The sequence below is a fragment of the Pseudomonas sp. LBUM1671 genome, assembly GCF_059695685.1.
In genome coordinates this window covers 2,426,889-2,444,290 of the sequence record NZ_CP166782.1, presented here as the reverse complement: position 1 = coordinate 2,444,290, position 17,402 = coordinate 2,426,889, and the positions used below count along the sequence as shown (strand labels likewise).

Genomic DNA, 17,402 nt, shown 5'->3' with positions numbered 1-17,402 from the left:
AATGACAAAGGTGACAGATCTATTTTTTATAAAATAGAGCTGCCACCTATATCAAGTTCAGTGAGACTTCGACTGCACCTTACCATTTACCAAAGTAACCACCATATACACATACAACTCAGTACCCCAAGTATAAACCTGCACAGGTCCACCTGAAGATGCTTCTTTTCCTGGTATCTTGACTACATCCAGTACTTGCTTATACGTCATTCCAGGCTTTATCGCATCGTACTGTTCATTGCTGATATTGGGACGTTGCGCCTTGATTGTTTCGAGATTAGGAAACCCGTTTTGATAGGTTACCGAGTTTCCATTTCCTGATACCACCGGACTGTTGGCACCATTGGTACTTTGCGAAACGGCTTTATCCGGCAGTACTAATGCACCCACAGATGCCAGCGCTCCCAAAATCCCTGCATACAGCCCAACTTTCTTGACATTGACCATGTAACGTCCTTGATATAACTAATAAAAATCACAGCGAGCGTATTTTCAACTCGCCGAACGACGGCTTGGGTGCTGTTTCGCCGAATTCGATGCCGACACCGATTGGGCGAAAGAAAGCGCAGTTTATTGATTTAGTTCCCAGGCCCATCTGCGTTCGCGATGCCTGCAGAAAAGACTCACCCTGAAACACCGCCGTCAAATCCTATCACTCATGGCGCAGAGCCACCACCACATGGACCGGGATGAAAAAACGACGAAAAAAGCCCGGCTCAGGGCCGGGCGGCGCCCCTGCCCGTCTTTCCCAATTGACGCAAGGTAAAAAGGTGACAGATCTATTTATGAACATAGATCTGTCACCTTTTTTCCAAAAGCCGAGTTCATCTAACAGCGCGGACTGAGGATCGAACTAACCGCCACCAGAGTTTCCTCCGATGCTGCTACCGTTGCCTGCCCTGGTTCGCCAGTCTTGGATCCAGCAGGCGTTGGGCCGTTGTCGGTCGTCCCGCCATTAAGCGAAAAGGTGTCAGATCTATTTATTTAAATTGATCTGTTACCTTTTTGTTCCTTTTTATTAGTTGGGCGAGAAGATTGTTTTCTCAATCAGCCCAGCAACATCCTTCGCACCAAAACACCGAAACTTAACGCTGCCAGCGCCGGTATCCAGTCGGATGATCTTCGTCATGAACCCGCCTTCAATCGTGACCTTCCGGATTAATGCCAGTGGGAGTTCAATATCCAGCGTCCCATCCTGAACGAGGCGATTCATGGCATTGGCACTCAAACGAACCATCGATTGGGTCAGCTCCATCTTCCCGCCAACCCAAAGTCCTCCGTACGCTTCCTTGAAGGCCTCCAGCACATCGCCTAACGCGCCCACATTGCCCGCCTCAGCCATGGAATATAAATCGTCCACGTTGTCGTAATTCACCTCGGCATCGGCCACCAGAAAATTCACCAACTTCGACTTCAAAACCTGTCCAGTCATCTTTGCCTCTCCATAATTTGAGTCGCAGCCCTGAAATCCAGATGCCTGTTTGTCGCTGTAAGCGCCGTTCTATTTGGCAGCCAGTACTCATGTTAATATGCCATCACCCTATCAATGAAGTACACCCGCATGGATGCCACGTTCCTCCGCCCTTTCAGCTTTTTTTCACTGCTGACCGTTGCCGTGATCCTCTCTGGATGCCAAGCAACAACACCCGCTCAAATCAAAACACCTGAGGCCCAGCCGGGTTTTGCGGTTTTCAACAGTGTGCTGTTCGAGACACCGGAGCCGAACTCGATCGTGCGTGAGGGCGATCGGATCACCTATCTAGTGACTTCGTCCCCAAGTCCGGATCTCCACTATCTGGCACGTTTCGACGCCCACTGCAGCCAGCCGGATGCGCAAATGGCTTACCGCAGCAAAGCGGGAATGTCGCTATTTGCCGCCAACCCGCGGGGGCTTTCGGAGGAGTACCGGCAATTGCCTGCGGAACAAAAGAGCCAGTACCTGCAAAGTGCGCAGTTGAAACAGGTGTGTGCCCAGACAGCACCTCCTCAATGGCGCGTGTTCTCGGCACCCGAGCATCAGGATTGGCAGATGATCGACCGCAGCAGCCTGACAGTAAAAGGTGATGAGGTGACTTTCTGGACGGCTCGGGTACTGCCCGGCGAGATGTTGATGCCCGGCAAAAACGCCTTGTATGGGCAGGTACGCCAGCGGTGGACGGCCAACTGCGCCCTGCAACAACTGACTGCGTTAAGCCATTTCTACCTTGATACTCACAGCCGTGTACTCGCTGGAAGCATGCAGACCGATCTCAAACCCATCGGCCCGCAAAGCCTCGGCGCCGATGAGCGTCAGCTGGTTCAGGTGGCCTGTGGCAAACCGCAGTCGCTTGACCAATACAAACCATTTGAAGGGCGTGAGCAGTCGCCCTTCGAACCACCGGCCCCCGTCGTTGCTGCCCCGGTGTTGAAAGCCATCGAGGCATTGAATATGCCCAAACCGGAGAAAAGCATTCAGCACCTGCGCCGGGTGTTCAAGGATAACTCCGAGCCAAGACAGTATTCAGATGAAGGCGTGCGGCTCAACGGGCGTGACTCGACATACCTTTCAGGAGAGGCAGGCAATCAACTGACAGAGCGTTATGAAGACAGACGCGGTCATTGGGTCAAAGCCACGTTCCGAGGCCTGATTGTCCTGGCGGAAAGTGAATTCAGCTCTCGTGCAGGTGAGATATCGATTGAGGATAAGGCGCTGACGAACCTCAGCTTCGAGGGCGATTGGGCGCACATGCCGGTCGGCGCACTTCTGCGATACACGGCGCAGGAGATGCGGCTTCAATACACCAACGGCGGGAAAGGTCCCAGAGCCCTGGTGCCGGTCGACGACAGGTTCAGCTGTGAGGTGCTGTCGCAGAAACCCGCCAGCACGTATCACCCGAGTTTGATCGGGACTGCCAAGGTAATCAGCTGCATAAAAGATTCTTACCAATACAGCACCGACATTTACGTCTACCTCGAAACGTATGGAATGTTTGTGCCGTTCCAATACGTCACGAAGAACGTGCAGGCAGAATGGACGATTGAGGTGGTGGAATCTTAAGTGGCCTAGCCATTAAAAAGTGAACAGATCTTGTCCGCATTTTTCAGCCACAAAAAACCCGCATCACTGCGGGTTTTTCATGACCTGTTTTTAGCCCTGCCCTCCTTTCCGAATCAAAGCAAAAGTCCCTTCACCATTGGTACACACGCCAACTGAAGCCCTGAAGGTGAATGGTAAATAGCAGGTTCATTGCCCACAAAACCGCAGCGCCGATAAAAGTCAGCCGCGTTCAACGTGGCGTCCAGATTGACCTCCTTCAGGCCAAACTCCCGCGCCAGGCATTCCAGATGGTTGAGCATCTTCAAGCCGATGCCTTGTCCCATGAACCCCGGCAGCACAAAGATCGCGCCGATTTCGCTGTTCTCCAGATCAAGCATCCCTGTCGCCACCGGTTCATCCTGAATACAGCCCAGATAAAAGTGTTTTTCCATTAAATCGCCATACCCATCATTGGCGGCTCCGGCTGTCCAGGCGAGCATTTGTTCTGCGGTATAAGCGCCGATGCATTGGTGCCGTATCGCTTGAAGGCGAATATCGAATGCGGTTTGGGCATCGCTTGGCTGGGCTCGTCTGATCTCGAACATTTCATTCTCCTTGAGCCATCGGTGGACGGAGAACTAAAAAGCCCCGTCCATTTCTGGCGGGGCCTTGTGTCACTACGTCAAATCCTGTGAACGCGTGACCTCACGGCCCGCCAGCGGCGGTCATGGAAGTGCACATCATGTTCATGCGGGAAATGGAAGTCATGGGTCGATAGTGTTTTGAATGATCCGGGTTGTCAATTTAGAGGGGGAAATTGGTCGGCCTTCCCACGTCACGAATTTGTACTATTTTTATAGATTCTCTGGATTGACCTGTTCCTGATCAGAACAGGCTGACGGTCATCAATAATCCGTAACAGGAGATCGCATCATGAAGCGCTTGCTTGGGTCCTTTGGATTCTCATTGTTACTGGTGGCATCGGCGGTGTTTGCTCATCACGGCTGGAGTGAGTACGACTCGAGCAAAGCCTTGCAGCTGGACGGAACAATCGAGGAGTCCGGTTATTCCCACCCGCACGGGTTCGTTCGCCTGAAGACCGACGACAAGACCTGGAACATTGTGCTGGCGCCGCCCTCGCGCATGGAGAACCGTGGTCTTTCCAAGGAAATGCTGAGTGTCGGAAAACGGGCTACGGTGGTGGGCTATCAGAATCGCAGCAACCCCGATGAACTGCGCGCAGAACGCATCACGGTCGACAACAAAACCACTGAGTTACGCTGATGCAGACAACTGGTACCAGCGGTGGATCGGGTCCGGGCGGCTGGCTGGACTATCTGGGTGACTCGCAACTGGGGTCGGCCATGCGAAGCGAGTTATGGCTGTATCCGATCGTCGAGGTGGTTCACATCCTTGGTTTCGTGGTGCTTGTCGGCTCTGTCGTCATGTTCGACCTGCGGGTTCTCGGGCTGTCGAGAGATCTTGCGGTGACGGCACTGGCTCGCCACCTCCTGAGGTGGGGAGTCGCGGCCCTGCTATTGATCGTCCCGGCTGGGCTGATGATGTTTTCAGCCCATCCGCACGACTTCGCATCCAACGGCGTTTTCATTCTTAAGCTTTGCTTGATCGGTATTGCGGGCCTCAATGCGGCTCTTTTTCACGTGGGTGTCTTCCGTTCAGTAGCCCGGTGGAACACCGACATCGCGGCGCCTGGAATAGCAAAAATCCAGGCGATCTTTTCGATTATGTTATGGGTCAGCGTGGTGTTTTGCGGTCGACTGTTGGCGTACACCTGACAGGGCAAAATAGAAAAAATGACCTGATCTATTTATTCCACTTCCAACAAATAGTATTAGAGTGCCCACCTCTAAGCGCTACGGATAGAAACGCCCATGAAACCGTTGTATTCAGGCTCGCTCCTGCTTCTGATTGCGGGTTGCTCGCCGATCCCGCAATACGAAACTCCCGCCAATGCGCCCCAAGCTCAGATTCGCAGTGAAATGGACGCACTGATCAACCGTCGCAACTACCTGACCCTTAGCGCAGCGCCGACCACAGCCTGCAAGTACGGCAGGTCGGTACCCGTTACACCCGCACGGGAACTGTTCTCGGTCAGTGGTGGGTACCCCTCGAAACCCGAAGGTTTTCGAGCCATTGAAGCGGGCAAACCGATTCACCTGGTGCTGGAAGGCGGGGCCAGCGGCAACCGCAGATGCACGGTCGATTTTGTCAGTGAGTTCCTGCCGGGCGCCCGCTATGTGATCAAGGGCGGAATCACTGATGGCCCCAATGTCATGAGCGGCTGCCAGATCAACATCGTTGATCTGGATTCCGGAGCTCGACTCTTTCAGGCTAAACAGTCACCGGCCAACGGCTGTGCTCTGGATCGGTTATCACTGCCAACGCCTTGAGCGCGCTGACTGATTGAGCGCTGTCATCTATTCCGTTACTGATCGTCGGGCCCTCAACGGCGTCGGCATCAGCGTTTGTCATTTTCGTTCCTTGAAAAGTGACCGCATCCTAACGATCGTAAGCTAAACAGCGGCATGTCTAATGACCAAACATCAGTCCAACAGTGCAACCTTCTTCAGCAGCTCGTACAACCCGGCAGGAACCAGCGGCGTATCGCCAGTAAGACTGTCGAGCGGCAGCCACTTCGCAATAAAGGCAGCGCCATCGCTTTCGTGAGCGTTCAAGTGGGGCCGTTCATAGACGGCGGCATCCACGAATTTTGCATCGTAGACCTGCACGATTTCGTGCCCGGGCGTGCCGGCATAGGTGAAGATGTTTTCGAGCGTGCCGAGCAGGCGAACATCGGTGATGGATATACCAAGTTCTTCATCGACTTCACGTATTACGGCTTGGGCGCTGGTTTCGCCAAACTCGATTCCGCCACCGATTGGGCGCAAGAATGGCTTTCCAGTAACGGGGTCCAGTGCTTCGTTGACCAGTATCTTGCCATCGTGATGGAAGATGCAGAGTGCTAGGGCGCGAATGCGGAGTGAGGTCATGAGGTGAAGTCCATTTACTTTGTTTAAACCCTATAGCAGCTGCTGCCCATCGGCGTTGGCCGCGGATGCAGCCTTCGGCAGGTGCTACAGGGTGTCCGTTTTGATATCAGAAGTTAGCCGGCGTGTTGGCACTGATGATTTCAGCTTCATCCTGGCCGATATTGCGAAACTTGTGAGGCAGCGTCGTCGGGAAGTAATACCCGTCGCCAGCGTTGAGCACACTGATCTGTCCATCAACCGTCAGCTCAACAGTGCCCCGAGTCACGAGCCCACACTCCTCCCCTTCCGAATGCACAATCGGCTCTTCCCCCGAACTCGCCCCCGGTGCGTATTGCTCACGCAACAAGCGCATCTGCCGGCTCGGCACCGAAGCCCCAATCAGCAGCAACCGCAGCCCATGACGGCCGAGATCCGGCTGTTCATTGGCGCGGAACACGTATTGGTGCTCGCGCGGCGGTTGGTCGAAGGTGAAGAAGTCCGCCAGGGACATGGGAATGCCTTCGAGCAGTTTTTTCAGGGAGCTGACGGAGGGACTGACGCGATTCTGTTCGATCAGGGAGATGGTGGCATTGGTGACGCCGCTACGCCGGGCCAGCTCGCGCTGGGAGAGTTTGTAGCTTTCGCGTACTAGTTTGAGTCGTGAGCCCGTGTCCATGACAGCCTTATGCGAGGAATACTTAAGGGTTATGGGGGTGGATGGCGGGCGACTTTTGGCCGCGAAAGTACCGCTTCCCTGTCCCGGAAATGTGAAAGGCGGGTATTAAATCACGTTTGAGGGTGTTGCTCAGCAGGTTCGATAAGTGGTTGGGTGAAAAGGTTGTTGGGGGTTGATGCCAGCCAGTTCAGCGACGCAAGCTGCGGGATTGAGTCTGCTTGTGATGAGCGTGAGTCAGGCGATATCGATGGTGACTGATAGGGCCTCATCGCGAGCAGGCTCGCTGCCACAGTTTGATCTGTGTGTTAGCCGAGTTTGTGTACACCGCTAATCCCTGTGGGAGTGAGCCTGCTCGCGATGGCGGCGGTTCTGGCGACATCGATGTTGACTGTGCCGTCGTCTTCGCCAGCAAGCTTGGCTCCTACAGGGATTGCGTTGGGGCTAGATGCCGAACCGGTCACGCAGTGCGTAATACGCGGCGCCCATGGCGGTGAGCGGGGCCTGGAAGGTGCGGCCGCCGAGCATGGGCATGTGCGGGAGCGACGCGAAGGCATCGAAGCGTTCGGCGTCGCCGCGGATCATTTCCGAGATCAGTTTGCCGGCCAGGTGCGAGCAGGTGACGCCGTGGCCGCTGTAGCCTTGCATGTAGTAGGCATTTTTCTCGATGCGGCCGAATTGCGGCATGCGTGACATGGTCAGCAGGAAGTTGCCGGTCCAGCGGTAATCGATTTTCACGTCCTTCAGTTGCGGGAAGGTCTTGAGGATTTTCGGCTTGATCAGTTGCTCGATATCGTCCGGTTCACGGGCGCCGTAGACCACGCCGCCGCCGTACAGCAAACGGTTGTCGGCGGTGAGGCGGTAGTAGTCGAGCAGGTAGTTGCAGTCTTCGACGCAGTAGTTGTTCTTGATCAGGCTGCGTGCAACTTGCTCGGACAACGGTTCGGTGACGACGATTTGCGAGCCGCACGGCATGCTTTTGCGCGTGACGCGGTTGTCGAGGTCTTGCGGCAGGTAGGCGTTGCCGGCGATCAGCAGGTATTTGGCGCGCACGATGCCTTTGGCGGTGCGCACGGTGATCGGTTCGCCGTAGGTGATTTCCACTGCGGCGGATTGCTCGTAGATCTTGCCGCCCAGGCCGATGATGGCCGAGGCTTCGCCGAGGGCCAGGTTCAGCGGGTGGATGTGGCCGCCCTGCAGGTCGAGCAGGCCGCCGACGTAGTTGTCGCAACCGACTTCGCGCTTGATATCAGCGGCGTCGAGCATTTTCAGGTTTTTGTTGCCGTAGCGCTCCCAGCTGCTTTTCTGCTCGGCCAGGCCTTTGAGCTGCTTCTTGTTCAGCGCAGCAAAAATGCCGCCCGGCTTGTAGTCGCACTGGATGTCGTAGTGTTGTATGCGCTGACGAATGATGTCGGCGCCTTCGAAGATCATGCTGCCGAGGACTTCGGCGGTCTTGTCGCCGTAGCGTTCTTCGATCACATCGACATCGCGGCTGTAGGAGTTGACCAGTTGGCCGCCGTTGCGACCGCTGGCGCCGAAACCGACTTTGGCGGCTTCCAGCACGGTCACGCTGTAGCCCGCTTCGCAGAGGAACAGCGCCGAGGACAAACCGGTGTAGCCGGCGCCGATGATGCAGACGTCGCAGTCCACCGCTTGTTCGAGTACCGGGAAGTCGCCGGTGAAGTTGCGGGTGGCGGCGTAGTAGCTGTTTACGTGGGTTTGTTTCACAGAATCTTGTTTCATAGCTTTCTCCGATGGCCACCGGCAGCGTGCCGGTGACCGTCGCTTTTTTATAGGTATTAGAGCTTGATCCAGGTCGCTTTGAGTTCGGTGTATTTGTCGAACGCGTGCAGCGATTTGTCCCGACCGTTACCCGACTGCTTGTAGCCACCGAACGGCGCAGTCATGTCGCCGCCGTCGTACTGGTTGACCCAGACGCTGCCGGCACGCAAGCCACGGGCGAAGGTGTGGGCCTTGCTCAGGTTGCTGGTCCAGACGCCGGCGGCCAGGCCGAAGATGCTGTCGTTGGCGATGGCGAGCGCTTCTTCAGCGGTGTCGAAGGTGATCAGCGACAGCACCGGGCCGAAGATTTCTTCACGGGCGATGGTCATGGCGTTGGTCACGCCGTCGAAAATCGCCGGTTCCACGTACAGGCCACCGGTGGCTTCGAGAGTGCGACTGCCGCCCGCGATCAGTTGCGCGCCCTGGTCTTTGCCGACCTGGATGTAGCGCAACACGTTGTCCAGTTGCCGCTGATCGACGACCGCGCCGACGGTGGTTTCCGGGTCCAGCGCATGCCCCGGTTTCCACGCTTGCAGCGCTTCCACCAGCAGCGGAATGAACTGCTCGCGGATCGAACGCTCCACCAGCAAACGCGAACCGGCGGTGCAGACTTCGCCCTGGTTGAAGGCAATCGCACCGGCCGCCGCTTGTGCTGCCGCGCGCAAATCCGGCGCGTCGGCAAACACCACGTTCGGGCTCTTCCCCCCCGCTTCGAGCCAGACGCGTTTCATGTTGCTTTGACCGGCGTAGATCAGCAGTTGCTTGGCAATCGCGGTGGAGCCGGTGAAGGCCAGCACGTCGACGTCCATGTGCAACGCCAGCGCCTTGCCGACGGTATGGCCGTAGCCCGGCAGGACGTTGAACACGCCTTTCGGAATGCCGGCGTCCAGCGCCAACTGGGCGATACGGATCGCGGTCAGTGGCGACTTTTCCGAAGGCTTGAGGATGAACGAGTTGCCGGCGGCCAGGGCCGGGGCGAACTTCCAGCTGGCCATGATCAGCGGGAAGTTCCACGGCACAATCGCGGCGACCACGCCCGCAGGTTCGCGGGTGATGAGGCCCAACTGGTCGTGCGGCGTGGCGGCGACTTCGTCGTAGATCTTGTCGATGGCCTCGGCGCTCCAGCGGATCGCGTTGGCGGTCGCCGGGATGTCGATGTTCATCGAATCGTTGATCGGCTTGCCCATGTCGAGGGTTTCGAGCAGGGCCAGTTCTTGCTGGTTGGCCAGGATCAGGTCGGCGAAGCGGATCAGGATGCGCTTGCGCTCGGCCGGGGCGAGGTTGGCCCAGATGCCGGACTCGAAAGTGCGGCGTGCGACGGCCACGGCTTCGTTGGCGTCGGCTTCGTCGGTACTGGCGACGTTGGCGAGAAAGCGGCCGTCGACCGGGCTGATGCATTCGAAGGTGTCACCGCTGAGTGCCGGGCGGTACTGGCCGTCGATGAAGGCGCGGCTTTCGATGGTGAGGGACTGGAAGCGTTGTTCCCAGTCGCTGCGGGTGTTTGTCATGGTTGTGACTCGACGCAGAGGAAATTGGGTGGGTGTCTGGCTGATGTGTTTGGCTTGGGGTCCAGCCCTCACCCTAGCCCTCTCCCGGGGGGAGAGGGGACTGATCGGGGGATGCTCGGGAACTCCTGCGACCTGAAGCTTTTGTACCGACTCCATAATCGACTGGATCGGTCAGGTCGCTGAATGTCCTGAGATAACTCGGTCAGTCCCCTCTCCCTCTGGGAGAGGGTTAGGGTGAGGGCCTTTCAGACTCAAACGGTGTGCAAATACCAGTTGTACTCAAGGTCCGAGATGGAGTTCTCGAACTCGGCCAGCTCGCTTTCCTTGCACGCCACGAACACGTCGATGTACAGCGGGTCGATGTAGCGCGACATGACTTCGCTGTCGTCCAGCTCGCGCAGGGCATCGCGCAGGTTGTTCGGCAGGCTCTGCTCGTTTTGCTCGTAGCTGTTGCCTTCCACCGGGGCGCCCGGCTCGATTTCGTTGGTCAGGCCATGGTGAATACCGGCCAGCACCGACGCCATCAACAAGTACGGGTTGGCATCGGCGCCCGCCACGCGGTGTTCGATGCGCACCGAATCTGCCGAACCGGTCGGCACTCGCACCGCCACGGTACGGTTGTCGATGCCCCAGCTCGGCGAGTTCGGCACATAGAACTGCGCGCCGAAGCGACGGTACGAGTTGACGTTCGGGCACAGGAAAGCCATCTGCGCCGGCAGGGTCTCGAGCACACCGCCGATCGCGTGTCGCAGCGCGGCGTTCTGCTCGGGATCCTCGCTGGCAAAGATGTTGTTGCCCTCTTTGTCGAGAATCGAAATGTGCACGTGCAAACCGTTGCCCGCCTGGCCCGGATACGGCTTGGCCATAAACGTGGTGTCCATCTCGTGGTCGTAGGCGATGTTCTTCACCAGACGCTTGAGCAGCACCGCGTAGTCGCAGGCCTTGATCGGGTCGTTGACGTGATGCAGGTTCACTTCGAACTGCGCCGGGGCGCTTTCCTTGACGATGGCGTCGGCAGGAATACCCTGCTCTTTCGCCCCTTCAAGGATGTCTTGCAGGCAGTCGACGTATTCGTCGAGGTCGTCGATCAGGTAGACCTGGGTCGACACCGGACGCTTGCCCGACACCGGCGAACGCGGCGACTGTGGACGACCGTTCACGTTGTCCTGGTCGATCAGATAAAACTCGAGTTCGAATGCCGCGCAAATGGTCAGGCCAAGCTCATCGAACTTGCGCACCACATTGGCCAGCACTTCGCGCGGATCTGCGAAGAACGCCTCGCCTTCAAGTTCGTGCATGGTCATCAGCAACTGAGCGGTTGGGCGCTTCTGCCAAGGCTCGATGCTCAGGGTGCCCGGGATGGGGAAGCAGATTCGGTCCGAGTCGCCGATGTCCAGACCCAGGCCGGTGCTTTCCACCGTAGAACCGTTGATGTCCAGAGCAAACAGTGACGCCGGGAGGTTGATGCCTTTTTCGTAAACCTTATGAAGACTGGTGCGTTCGATGCGCTTGCCGCGCACCACACCGTTCATATCCGCAATCAGAAGGTCGACGTACAAAACCTCAGGATATTTCTTAAGGAATGCGTTTGCTTCGTTGAGTTGAACGGTACGCAGAGGGACCGACATGATGCACCTATTAGCTGTTAATTATTATGTTCACTACCTTGTTGCGAGCCCAGTCAACCCGAACGGCAAAGTGAAGTCAATAGCGAACACCTGGCCTCTCAACCTTTATTTTCAGGCCTTTTTGGGGGACGAGAGTGCCAATTTAGTCATGCGCACTGCGTAAACCCTGATGATCAGACGTGCGGCGTTTAGAATTTTTTACATGAGAGTTGTTAATTAAAATCAACAAGGCTAAGCTCCGGAAAAGCTCGTTCAAGTGTGAAACTTCGAGGTGATAAAAATGGCATTCAAGCCATTGATCGGCGTTACAGCGTGCGTCAAACAGATTGGCCTGCACCCCTACCACATCAGCGGCGACAAGTACTTGCGTGCTGTCAGCGTTGCGGCTTTGGGGCTGCCTGTGGTCATTCCTTCCTTAGGCGATTTGACTGAAATCGAAGATGTGCTGGCGCATCTCGACGGTCTGCTGCTGACCGGCTCTCCTTCAAACGTGGAACCTTTCCACTATCAAGGCCCGGCCAGTGCCCCCGGCACGGATCACGATCCGGCGCGGGACGCCACTACCCTTCCTTTATTGCGTGCAGCCATTGCGGCGGGCGTTCCGGTGCTCGGCATCTGCCGCGGCTTCCAGGAAATGAACGTGGCGTTCGGCGGCAGCCTGCATCAGAAGGTGCATGAACTGCCGGGCATGCTCGATCACCGCGAAGCGGACAGTCCGGAGCTGGCGGTGCAATACGCACCGGCCCATGCGGTGACGGTGCAGCCGGGTGGTGTATTCGAAGCGCTGGAGTTGCCGGCGGAGTTCATGGTCAATTCGATTCACAGTCAGGGCATCGACCGACTGGCGCCGGGATTGCGCTCGGAAGCAGTTGCGCCAGACGGCTTGATCGAGGCGATTTCGGTGGAGCACAGCAAGGCGTTTGCCGTCGGCGTGCAATGGCATCCGGAATGGCAGGTCCTTTCGAATCCACCCTATTTAAGTATTTTCCAGGCGTTCGGCGATGCGTGCCGGCAACGGGCCGCGCTGCGTAAAACCCGCTGACTTAAAACACCCCTTTACTGCCCCCGCGAGTCCGGCGGGCGTGCCTTTGCGCGTCCGTGACTTGCGAAACAACACACTGCAATAACAACAAGTACGACCCAGGCAGCCAGGATGGCGGCGCCGAATTAGCCTGAGCGGTCAGCAAGCGCAATCCCCTGTAGGAGCGAAGCTTGCTCGCGAAGGCGGTGTATCAGGCAACGATGATGTCGACTGACACGCCGTCTTCGCGAGCAAGCTTCGCTCCTACAAGGGCAAGCGCCAACCGGTAATACCGGCTCAGGCTAGCAATCCACTCTTAAGTCAGGCCGCGTTGGCCCGACGACTGAAACCTGTTGGGAGTTTCACATGGCAAACGCCTCCAGCACTTACAGGAAGGCTCTTGAAGGTCACCAGACATCGAAAAAGGTGTTGGTGAAAGTCGACCGCGTCACCAAGAAGTTCGACGAAACCTGCGCCGTAGACGATGTCTCGCTTGAGATTCATCAAGGGGAAATCTTCGCCCTGCTCGGTGGTTCCGGCTCCGGCAAATCGACCCTGCTGCGCATGCTCGCCGGCTTCGAGCGCCCGACCGAAGGACGGATTTTCCTCGACGGTGTCGACATCACCGACATGCCGCCGTACGAACGGCCGATCAACATGATGTTCCAGTCGTACGCCCTGTTCCCGCACATGACCGTGGCGCAGAACATTGCCTTCGGCCTCAAACAGGACCGTTTGCCCGCCAGCGAAATCGACGCCCGCGTTGAAGAGATGCTGCGCCTGGTGCACATGACTCAATACGCTAAACGCAAACCCCATCAGTTGTCCGGCGGTCAGCGTCAGCGCGTGGCCCTCGCCCGCTCCCTGGCCAAGCGTCCGAAGCTGCTGTTGCTCGACGAACCGATGGGCGCACTGGATAAAAAGCTGCGCTCGCAGATGCAACTGGAGTTGGTGGAAATCATCGAGCGCGTCGGCGTGACCTGCGTGATGGTGACCCACGACCAGGAAGAGGCCATGACCATGGCCCAGCGCATTGCGATCATGCATCTGGGCTGGATCGCGCAGATCGGCAGCCCGATCGACATTTATGAAGCACCGGTCAGCCGCATGGTCTGCGAATTCATCGGCAACGTGAACGCCTTTGAAGGCACGGTGGTGGAAGACCTGGAAGGTCACGCGATCATTCACAGCCCGGACCTGGAGCAGAAGATTTACGTCGGTCACGGCGTCAGCACTTCGGTGCAGGACAAGTCGATCACCTACGCGATCCGTCCGGAAAAAATGCTGGTCAGCACCCTCAAGCCGGACACCCGTTACAACTGGTCCGAAGGCAAGGTGCATGACATCGCTTACCTCGGCGGTCACTCGGTGTTTTACGTCGAGCTGCCTGGCGGCAAGGTCGTGCAATCGTTCATGGCCAACGCCGAACGCCGTGGCGCCCGTCCGACCTGGGACGACAAGGTCTACGTGTGGTGGGAAGACGACAGCGGCGTGGTACTGCGCTCATGAAAACACTCAATCAGCAGTTCATGCGGCTGATGCCGAGTGGTCGAAAGCTCGTCATCGGGATTCCGTTCCTGTGGCTGTGCCTGTTTTTCCTGTTGCCGTTCTTCCTGGTGATGAAGATCAGCTTCTCGGAAGCGGCCCTGGCCATTCCTCCCTACTCCGAGATCTACACTTTCGCCGAGCAGAAATTCCAGCTGCTGCTGAACATCGGCAACTACTCGCTGCTGACCGAAGATGAGCTGTACATCTCGGCCTACTTCGGCTCGTTGAAGGTCGCGTTTTTAAGCACGCTGATGTGCCTGGTGATCGGTTTCCCGATGGCCTACGCGATCACCAAGGCGAACAAGGAAACGCAAAACGTTTTGCTGTTGCTGATCATGATGCCGACCTGGACCGCGATCCTGATCCGCGTGTATGCGTGGATGGGCATTCTCAGCAACAACGGTTTGCTCAACGGGTTTTTGATGTGGACCGGGCTGACGGATCACCCGATCGAGATCCTCAACACCAATACCGCCGTGTATATCGGCGTGGTGTATGCGTATCTGCCGTTCATGGTGCTGCCGCTGTACGCCAACCTGGTCAAGCACGATCAAAGCTTGCTGGAAGCCGCGTCCGACCTGGGTTCGAGCAACTTCAACAACTTCTGGAAAATCACCGTGCCGCTGGCCAAGAACGGGATCATTGCCGGCTGCATGCTGGTGTTCATTCCGGTGGTCGGTGAGTTCGTGATTCCGGAACTGCTGGGCGGCCCGGAGACCCTGATGATCGGTCGCGTGCTGTGGCAAGAGTTCTTCAACAACCGCGACTGGCCGGTGGCGTCTGCCCTGGCGGTGGTAATGCTGTTGATCCTGATTGTGCCGATCCTGTTGTTCAACCGTAGCCAGGCCAAAGAGATGGAGGGTCGGGGATGAAACGCTTCGGATTTTCAAAGTTCATGCTGATTTTCGGCCTGTCGTTTATCTACCTGCCGATGCTGATTCTGGTGATTTACTCGTTCAACGCCTCCAAGCTGGTCACCGTTTGGGGCGGCTGGTCGTTCAAGTGGTACGCCGGCTTGCTCGACAATACGCAACTGATGGGCTCGGTGGTGCGCTCGCTGGAAATCGCCTGCTACACGGCGATTGCCGCTGTCGCGTTGGGGACGTTGGCCGCGTTTGTATTGACTCGGGTGACGCGCTTCAAGGGACGCACGTTGTTCGGTGGCTTGGTGACGGCGCCGTTGGTGATGCCGGAAGTGATCACCGGTCTGTCGCTGTTGCTGCTGTTCGTGGCGATGGCGCAGTTGATCGGTTGGCCGATGGAGCGTGGCATCGTCACCATCTGGATCGCCCACACCACGTTCTGTGCAGCGTATGTGGCGGTGGTGGTCTCGGCGCGTTTGCGTGAGCTGGACTTGTCCATCGAAGAAGCGGCCATGGACCTGGGGGCGAAGCCGTTCAAGGTGTTTTTCCTGATCACCATTCCGATGATCGCGCCGTCACTGGCGGCCGGCGGCATGATGTCGTTTGCCTTGTCGCTGGATGACCTGGTGCTGGCGAGTTTTGTGTCGGGGCCGGGTTCGACGACGTTGCCGATGGAAGTGTTCTCGGCGGTGCGTCTGGGCGTGAAGCCTGAGATCAATGCCGTGGCCAGTTTGATTTTGTTGGCGGTTTCGATCGTAACGTTCATGGTCTGGTACTTCAGCCGCCGCGCCGAAGCCACCCGTAAACGCGCGATTCAGGAAGCGATGGACCAGACCGCGAGCGAGTCGTGGCAGCAACCTGAAAAGCGAATGGCGGAAGCGACGGCGTAGTGCCGTTGTTGATGAGGTGAGTGAACACAAAAACTGTGGCGAGGGGATTTATCCCCGTTGGGTCGCGAAGCGGCCCCAAAACCTGCAACCGAGGTGTATCAGGTACACCGCGTGTGATGGTTTTACGACTGCTTCGCAGCCGAACGGGGATAAATCCCCTCGCCACAAATAGATCCCTTCACTACAGGTAAATCCCCTTACTGCAGGGTTTTGTGTTCACTGCATCTTGCTGTGTGATTTTGAATAAAAAAGAAATGGAGTTGTACCGATGAAAATGTTTGGCAGGACTCTGCTGACACTGTCCTTATTGGGCGCAATGGCTACTGGCGCCCAGGCCAATGACAAGGTTCTGCGCGTCTATAACTGGTCGGATTACATCGCCCCGGACACGGTCAAGAAGTTCGAAGACGAGACCGGCATCCGCGTGACCTACGATGTGTTCGACAGCAATGAAACCCTTGAGGCGCGGCTGCTCGCAGGCAAATCCGGCTATGACATCGTTGTGCCGTCCAACAGTTTCCTGGCCAAGCAGATCAAGGCCGGGGTCTATCAGGAACTGGACAAGTCGAAGCTGTCGAACTGGAAAAACCTCAACCCGGTGCTGCTTAAAAACGCGTCCGCGAGCGACCCGGATAACGGTCATGCTTTCCCGTACATGTGGGGCTCCATCGGCATTGGTTTCAACCCAGCCAAGGTCAAGGAAGTGCTCGGCGCCAACGCACCGACCAACTCCTGGGACTTGCTGTTCAAACCGGAAAACGCGGAAAAGCTGAAAGCCTGCGGCATCAGTTTCCTCGACTCGCCGACAGAAATGCTCCCGGCCGCCCTGCACTACCTGGGCTACCCGGCGAACTCCCAGGACAAGGCGCAGATCGCCGAAGCCGAAGCGCTGTTCATGAAGATTCGGCCGTCGGTGGCGTACTTCCATTCGTCGAAATACATCTCCGATCTGGCCAACGGCAATATCTGCGTCGCGGTCGGGTACTCCGGCGACGTGCTGCAGGCCAAAGCGCGCGCCCAGGAAGCGGGCGACAAGGTGAAGATTGACTACAGCATTCCGAAAGAAGGGGCCGGCAGCTTCTACGACATGGTCGCGATCCCGCGGGACGCGGCAAACGTCGAGAACGCCTACCTGTTCATGAACTTCCTGATGCGCCCGGACATCATCGCCGAGATCACCAACAACATCGGCTACAGCAACGCCAACGCAGCGGCCACGCCGTTGGTGGATGAGGCGATCCGGAATGACCCGGGGTCGTACCCGCCGCAAGCGGTGATGGCGACGTTGTATGCGATTCCGGATATGCCGATCGGTGTTCAACGGGTGATGACCCGGGGCTGGACGCGGGTGAAGCTCGGGAAGTAATTGCTGAATTTGAAACCGCCATCGCGAGCAGGCTCGCTCCCACAGGGGATTCGTGTCGTTCACAAGCCTGTGTTCCATCACGGAATAATGTGGGAGCGAGCCTGCTCGCGATGAGGC

At 57.2% G+C, this 17,402-nt stretch carries 17 protein-coding genes; 9 read left to right on the top strand and 8 right to left on the bottom strand.

The annotated features are described in order from the left end of the window. Positions 1 to 57: 57 nt before the first annotated feature. Positions 58 to 447, bottom strand: coding sequence for a hypothetical protein (locus ACA060_RS11235; protein WP_497317237.1), 390 nt, complete (start codon positions 445 to 447; stop codon positions 58 to 60). A gap of 571 nt (positions 448 to 1,018) precedes the next feature. Continuing rightward, positions 1,019 to 1,432: a hypothetical protein gene (locus tag ACA060_RS11230; protein ID WP_497317235.1), complete on the bottom strand. Its 414-nt coding sequence runs from the start codon at positions 1,430 to 1,432 to the stop codon at positions 1,019 to 1,021. A gap of 129 nt (positions 1,433 to 1,561) precedes the next feature. On the opposite strand from ACA060_RS11230, the gene ACA060_RS11225 reads away from it, so the two are divergent. Continuing rightward, positions 1,562 to 3,037, top strand: coding sequence for a hypothetical protein (locus ACA060_RS11225; RefSeq protein ID WP_497317233.1), 1,476 nt, complete (start codon positions 1,562 to 1,564; stop codon positions 3,035 to 3,037). Between the two features lie 113 nt (positions 3,038 to 3,150). Here the strand turns inward: ACA060_RS11225 and ACA060_RS11220 are convergent, their stop codons facing one another. Further along, on the bottom strand, positions 3,151 to 3,621 hold the full coding sequence (locus ACA060_RS11220; protein ID WP_497317231.1) for a GNAT family N-acetyltransferase: 471 nt from the start codon (positions 3,619 to 3,621) through the stop codon (positions 3,151 to 3,153). Between the two features lie 328 nt (positions 3,622 to 3,949). Between ACA060_RS11220 and ACA060_RS11215 the strand changes: the two genes are divergently transcribed. The 3 genes from ACA060_RS11215 to ACA060_RS11205 all read left to right on the top strand — a co-directional run bounded on the left by ACA060_RS11215 (position 3,950) and on the right by ACA060_RS11205 (position 5,427). After that, positions 3,950 to 4,300: a DUF6152 family protein gene (locus ACA060_RS11215; RefSeq protein WP_497317229.1), complete on the top strand. Its 351-nt coding sequence runs from the start codon at positions 3,950 to 3,952 to the stop codon at positions 4,298 to 4,300. Beyond that, complete coding sequence (locus ACA060_RS11210; protein ID WP_497317227.1) at positions 4,300 to 4,812, top strand: DUF6644 family protein; 513 nt, start codon at positions 4,300 to 4,302, stop codon at positions 4,810 to 4,812. The genes ACA060_RS11215 and ACA060_RS11210 overlap by 1 nt, the downstream gene beginning before the upstream one ends. A 96-nt stretch (positions 4,813 to 4,908) precedes the next feature. After that, the gene (locus ACA060_RS11205) at positions 4,909 to 5,427 is read left to right on the top strand and encodes a hypothetical protein (protein ID WP_497317225.1); all 519 of its coding nucleotides are present in this window, start codon (positions 4,909 to 4,911) and stop codon (positions 5,425 to 5,427) included. Positions 5,428 to 5,580: 153 nt separating this feature from the next. Here ACA060_RS11205 and ACA060_RS11200 read toward each other — a convergent pair whose 3' ends face one another. From ACA060_RS11200 to ACA060_RS11180, 5 genes are all read right to left on the bottom strand, one after another. Next, positions 5,581 to 6,027 (bottom strand): NUDIX hydrolase, encoded by a 447-nt coding sequence (locus ACA060_RS11200; RefSeq protein ID WP_497317223.1) that lies wholly within the window; start codon positions 6,025 to 6,027, stop codon positions 5,581 to 5,583. 106 nt (positions 6,028 to 6,133) lie between these two features. Beyond that, positions 6,134 to 6,682 carry a cupin domain-containing protein gene (locus ACA060_RS11195; protein ID WP_007946335.1) on the bottom strand — a complete coding sequence of 183 codons (549 nt, stop codon included), beginning with the start codon at positions 6,680 to 6,682 and terminating at the stop codon, positions 6,134 to 6,136. A gap of 441 nt (positions 6,683 to 7,123) precedes the next feature. Further along, the gene (locus tag ACA060_RS11190) at positions 7,124 to 8,407 is read right to left on the bottom strand and encodes an NAD(P)/FAD-dependent oxidoreductase (protein ID WP_497318213.1); all 1,284 of its coding nucleotides are present in this window, start codon (positions 8,405 to 8,407) and stop codon (positions 7,124 to 7,126) included. Positions 8,408 to 8,478: 71 nt separating this feature from the next. Then, positions 8,479 to 9,969, bottom strand: coding sequence for an aldehyde dehydrogenase (locus tag ACA060_RS11185; RefSeq protein ID WP_497317221.1), 1,491 nt, complete (start codon positions 9,967 to 9,969; stop codon positions 8,479 to 8,481). A gap of 251 nt (positions 9,970 to 10,220) precedes the next feature. Further along, positions 10,221 to 11,597, bottom strand: coding sequence for a glutamine synthetase family protein (locus tag ACA060_RS11180; protein ID WP_497317219.1), 1,377 nt, complete (start codon positions 11,595 to 11,597; stop codon positions 10,221 to 10,223). 280 nt (positions 11,598 to 11,877) lie between these two features. Here ACA060_RS11180 and ACA060_RS11175 point away from each other — a divergent pair, with 280 nt between their 5' ends. From ACA060_RS11175 to ACA060_RS11155, 5 genes are all read left to right on the top strand, one after another. After that, on the top strand, positions 11,878 to 12,639 hold the full coding sequence (locus tag ACA060_RS11175; RefSeq protein ID WP_109629663.1) for a gamma-glutamyl-gamma-aminobutyrate hydrolase family protein: 762 nt from the start codon (positions 11,878 to 11,880) through the stop codon (positions 12,637 to 12,639). Between the two features lie 345 nt (positions 12,640 to 12,984). Further along, complete coding sequence (gene potA, locus ACA060_RS11170; protein ID WP_109629660.1) at positions 12,985 to 14,127, top strand: polyamine ABC transporter ATP-binding protein; 1,143 nt, start codon at positions 12,985 to 12,987, stop codon at positions 14,125 to 14,127. 29 nt (positions 14,128 to 14,156) lie between these two features. Continuing rightward, entirely contained in the window at positions 14,157 to 15,038 is an 882-nt protein-coding gene (locus tag ACA060_RS11165) for an ABC transporter permease subunit (RefSeq protein WP_162556267.1), read from the top strand. Beyond that, complete coding sequence (locus tag ACA060_RS11160; RefSeq protein ID WP_497317216.1) at positions 15,035 to 15,919, top strand: ABC transporter permease subunit; 885 nt, start codon at positions 15,035 to 15,037, stop codon at positions 15,917 to 15,919. Before ACA060_RS11165 ends, ACA060_RS11160 begins: the two co-directional genes overlap by 4 nt. Positions 15,920 to 16,187: 268 nt before the next feature. Beyond that, positions 16,188 to 17,285, top strand: coding sequence for a polyamine ABC transporter substrate-binding protein (locus ACA060_RS11155; RefSeq protein WP_497317214.1), 1,098 nt, complete (start codon positions 16,188 to 16,190; stop codon positions 17,283 to 17,285). Positions 17,286 to 17,402 lie beyond the last annotated feature (117 nt).

Excerpts from the sequence above, each read along its gene's own strand:
- ACA060_RS11230 (WP_497317235.1), bottom strand. The coding sequence starts at position 1,432 with ATGACTGGACAGGTTTTGAAGTCGAAGTTGGTGAATTTTCTGGTGGCC.
- ACA060_RS11235 (WP_497317237.1), bottom strand. The coding sequence starts at position 447 with ATGGTCAATGTCAAGAAAGTTGGGCTGTATGCAGGGATTTTGGGAGCG.
- ACA060_RS11185 (WP_497317221.1), bottom strand. The coding sequence starts at position 9,969 with ATGACAAACACCCGCAGCGACTGGGAACAACGCTTCCAGTCCCTCACC.
- ACA060_RS11225 (WP_497317233.1), top strand. The coding sequence starts at position 1,562 with ATGGATGCCACGTTCCTCCGCCCTTTCAGCTTTTTTTCACTGCTGACC.
- ACA060_RS11180 (WP_497317219.1), bottom strand. The coding sequence starts at position 11,597 with ATGTCGGTCCCTCTGCGTACCGTTCAACTCAACGAAGCAAACGCATTC.
- ACA060_RS11160 (WP_497317216.1), top strand. The coding sequence starts at position 15,035 with ATGAAACGCTTCGGATTTTCAAAGTTCATGCTGATTTTCGGCCTGTCG.
- ACA060_RS11195 (WP_007946335.1), bottom strand. The coding sequence starts at position 6,682 with ATGGACACGGGCTCACGACTCAAACTAGTACGCGAAAGCTACAAACTC.
- ACA060_RS11200 (WP_497317223.1), bottom strand. The coding sequence starts at position 6,027 with ATGACCTCACTCCGCATTCGCGCCCTAGCACTCTGCATCTTCCATCAC.
- ACA060_RS11220 (WP_497317231.1), bottom strand. The coding sequence starts at position 3,621 with ATGTTCGAGATCAGACGAGCCCAGCCAAGCGATGCCCAAACCGCATTC.
- ACA060_RS11155 (WP_497317214.1), top strand. The coding sequence starts at position 16,188 with ATGAAAATGTTTGGCAGGACTCTGCTGACACTGTCCTTATTGGGCGCA.
- ACA060_RS11215 (WP_497317229.1), top strand. The coding sequence starts at position 3,950 with ATGAAGCGCTTGCTTGGGTCCTTTGGATTCTCATTGTTACTGGTGGCA.
- potA (WP_109629660.1), top strand. The coding sequence starts at position 12,985 with ATGGCAAACGCCTCCAGCACTTACAGGAAGGCTCTTGAAGGTCACCAG.
- ACA060_RS11210 (WP_497317227.1), top strand. The coding sequence starts at position 4,300 with ATGCAGACAACTGGTACCAGCGGTGGATCGGGTCCGGGCGGCTGGCTG.
- ACA060_RS11175 (WP_109629663.1), top strand. The coding sequence starts at position 11,878 with ATGGCATTCAAGCCATTGATCGGCGTTACAGCGTGCGTCAAACAGATT.
- ACA060_RS11205 (WP_497317225.1), top strand. The coding sequence starts at position 4,909 with ATGAAACCGTTGTATTCAGGCTCGCTCCTGCTTCTGATTGCGGGTTGC.
- ACA060_RS11165 (WP_162556267.1), top strand. The coding sequence starts at position 14,157 with ATGCCGAGTGGTCGAAAGCTCGTCATCGGGATTCCGTTCCTGTGGCTG.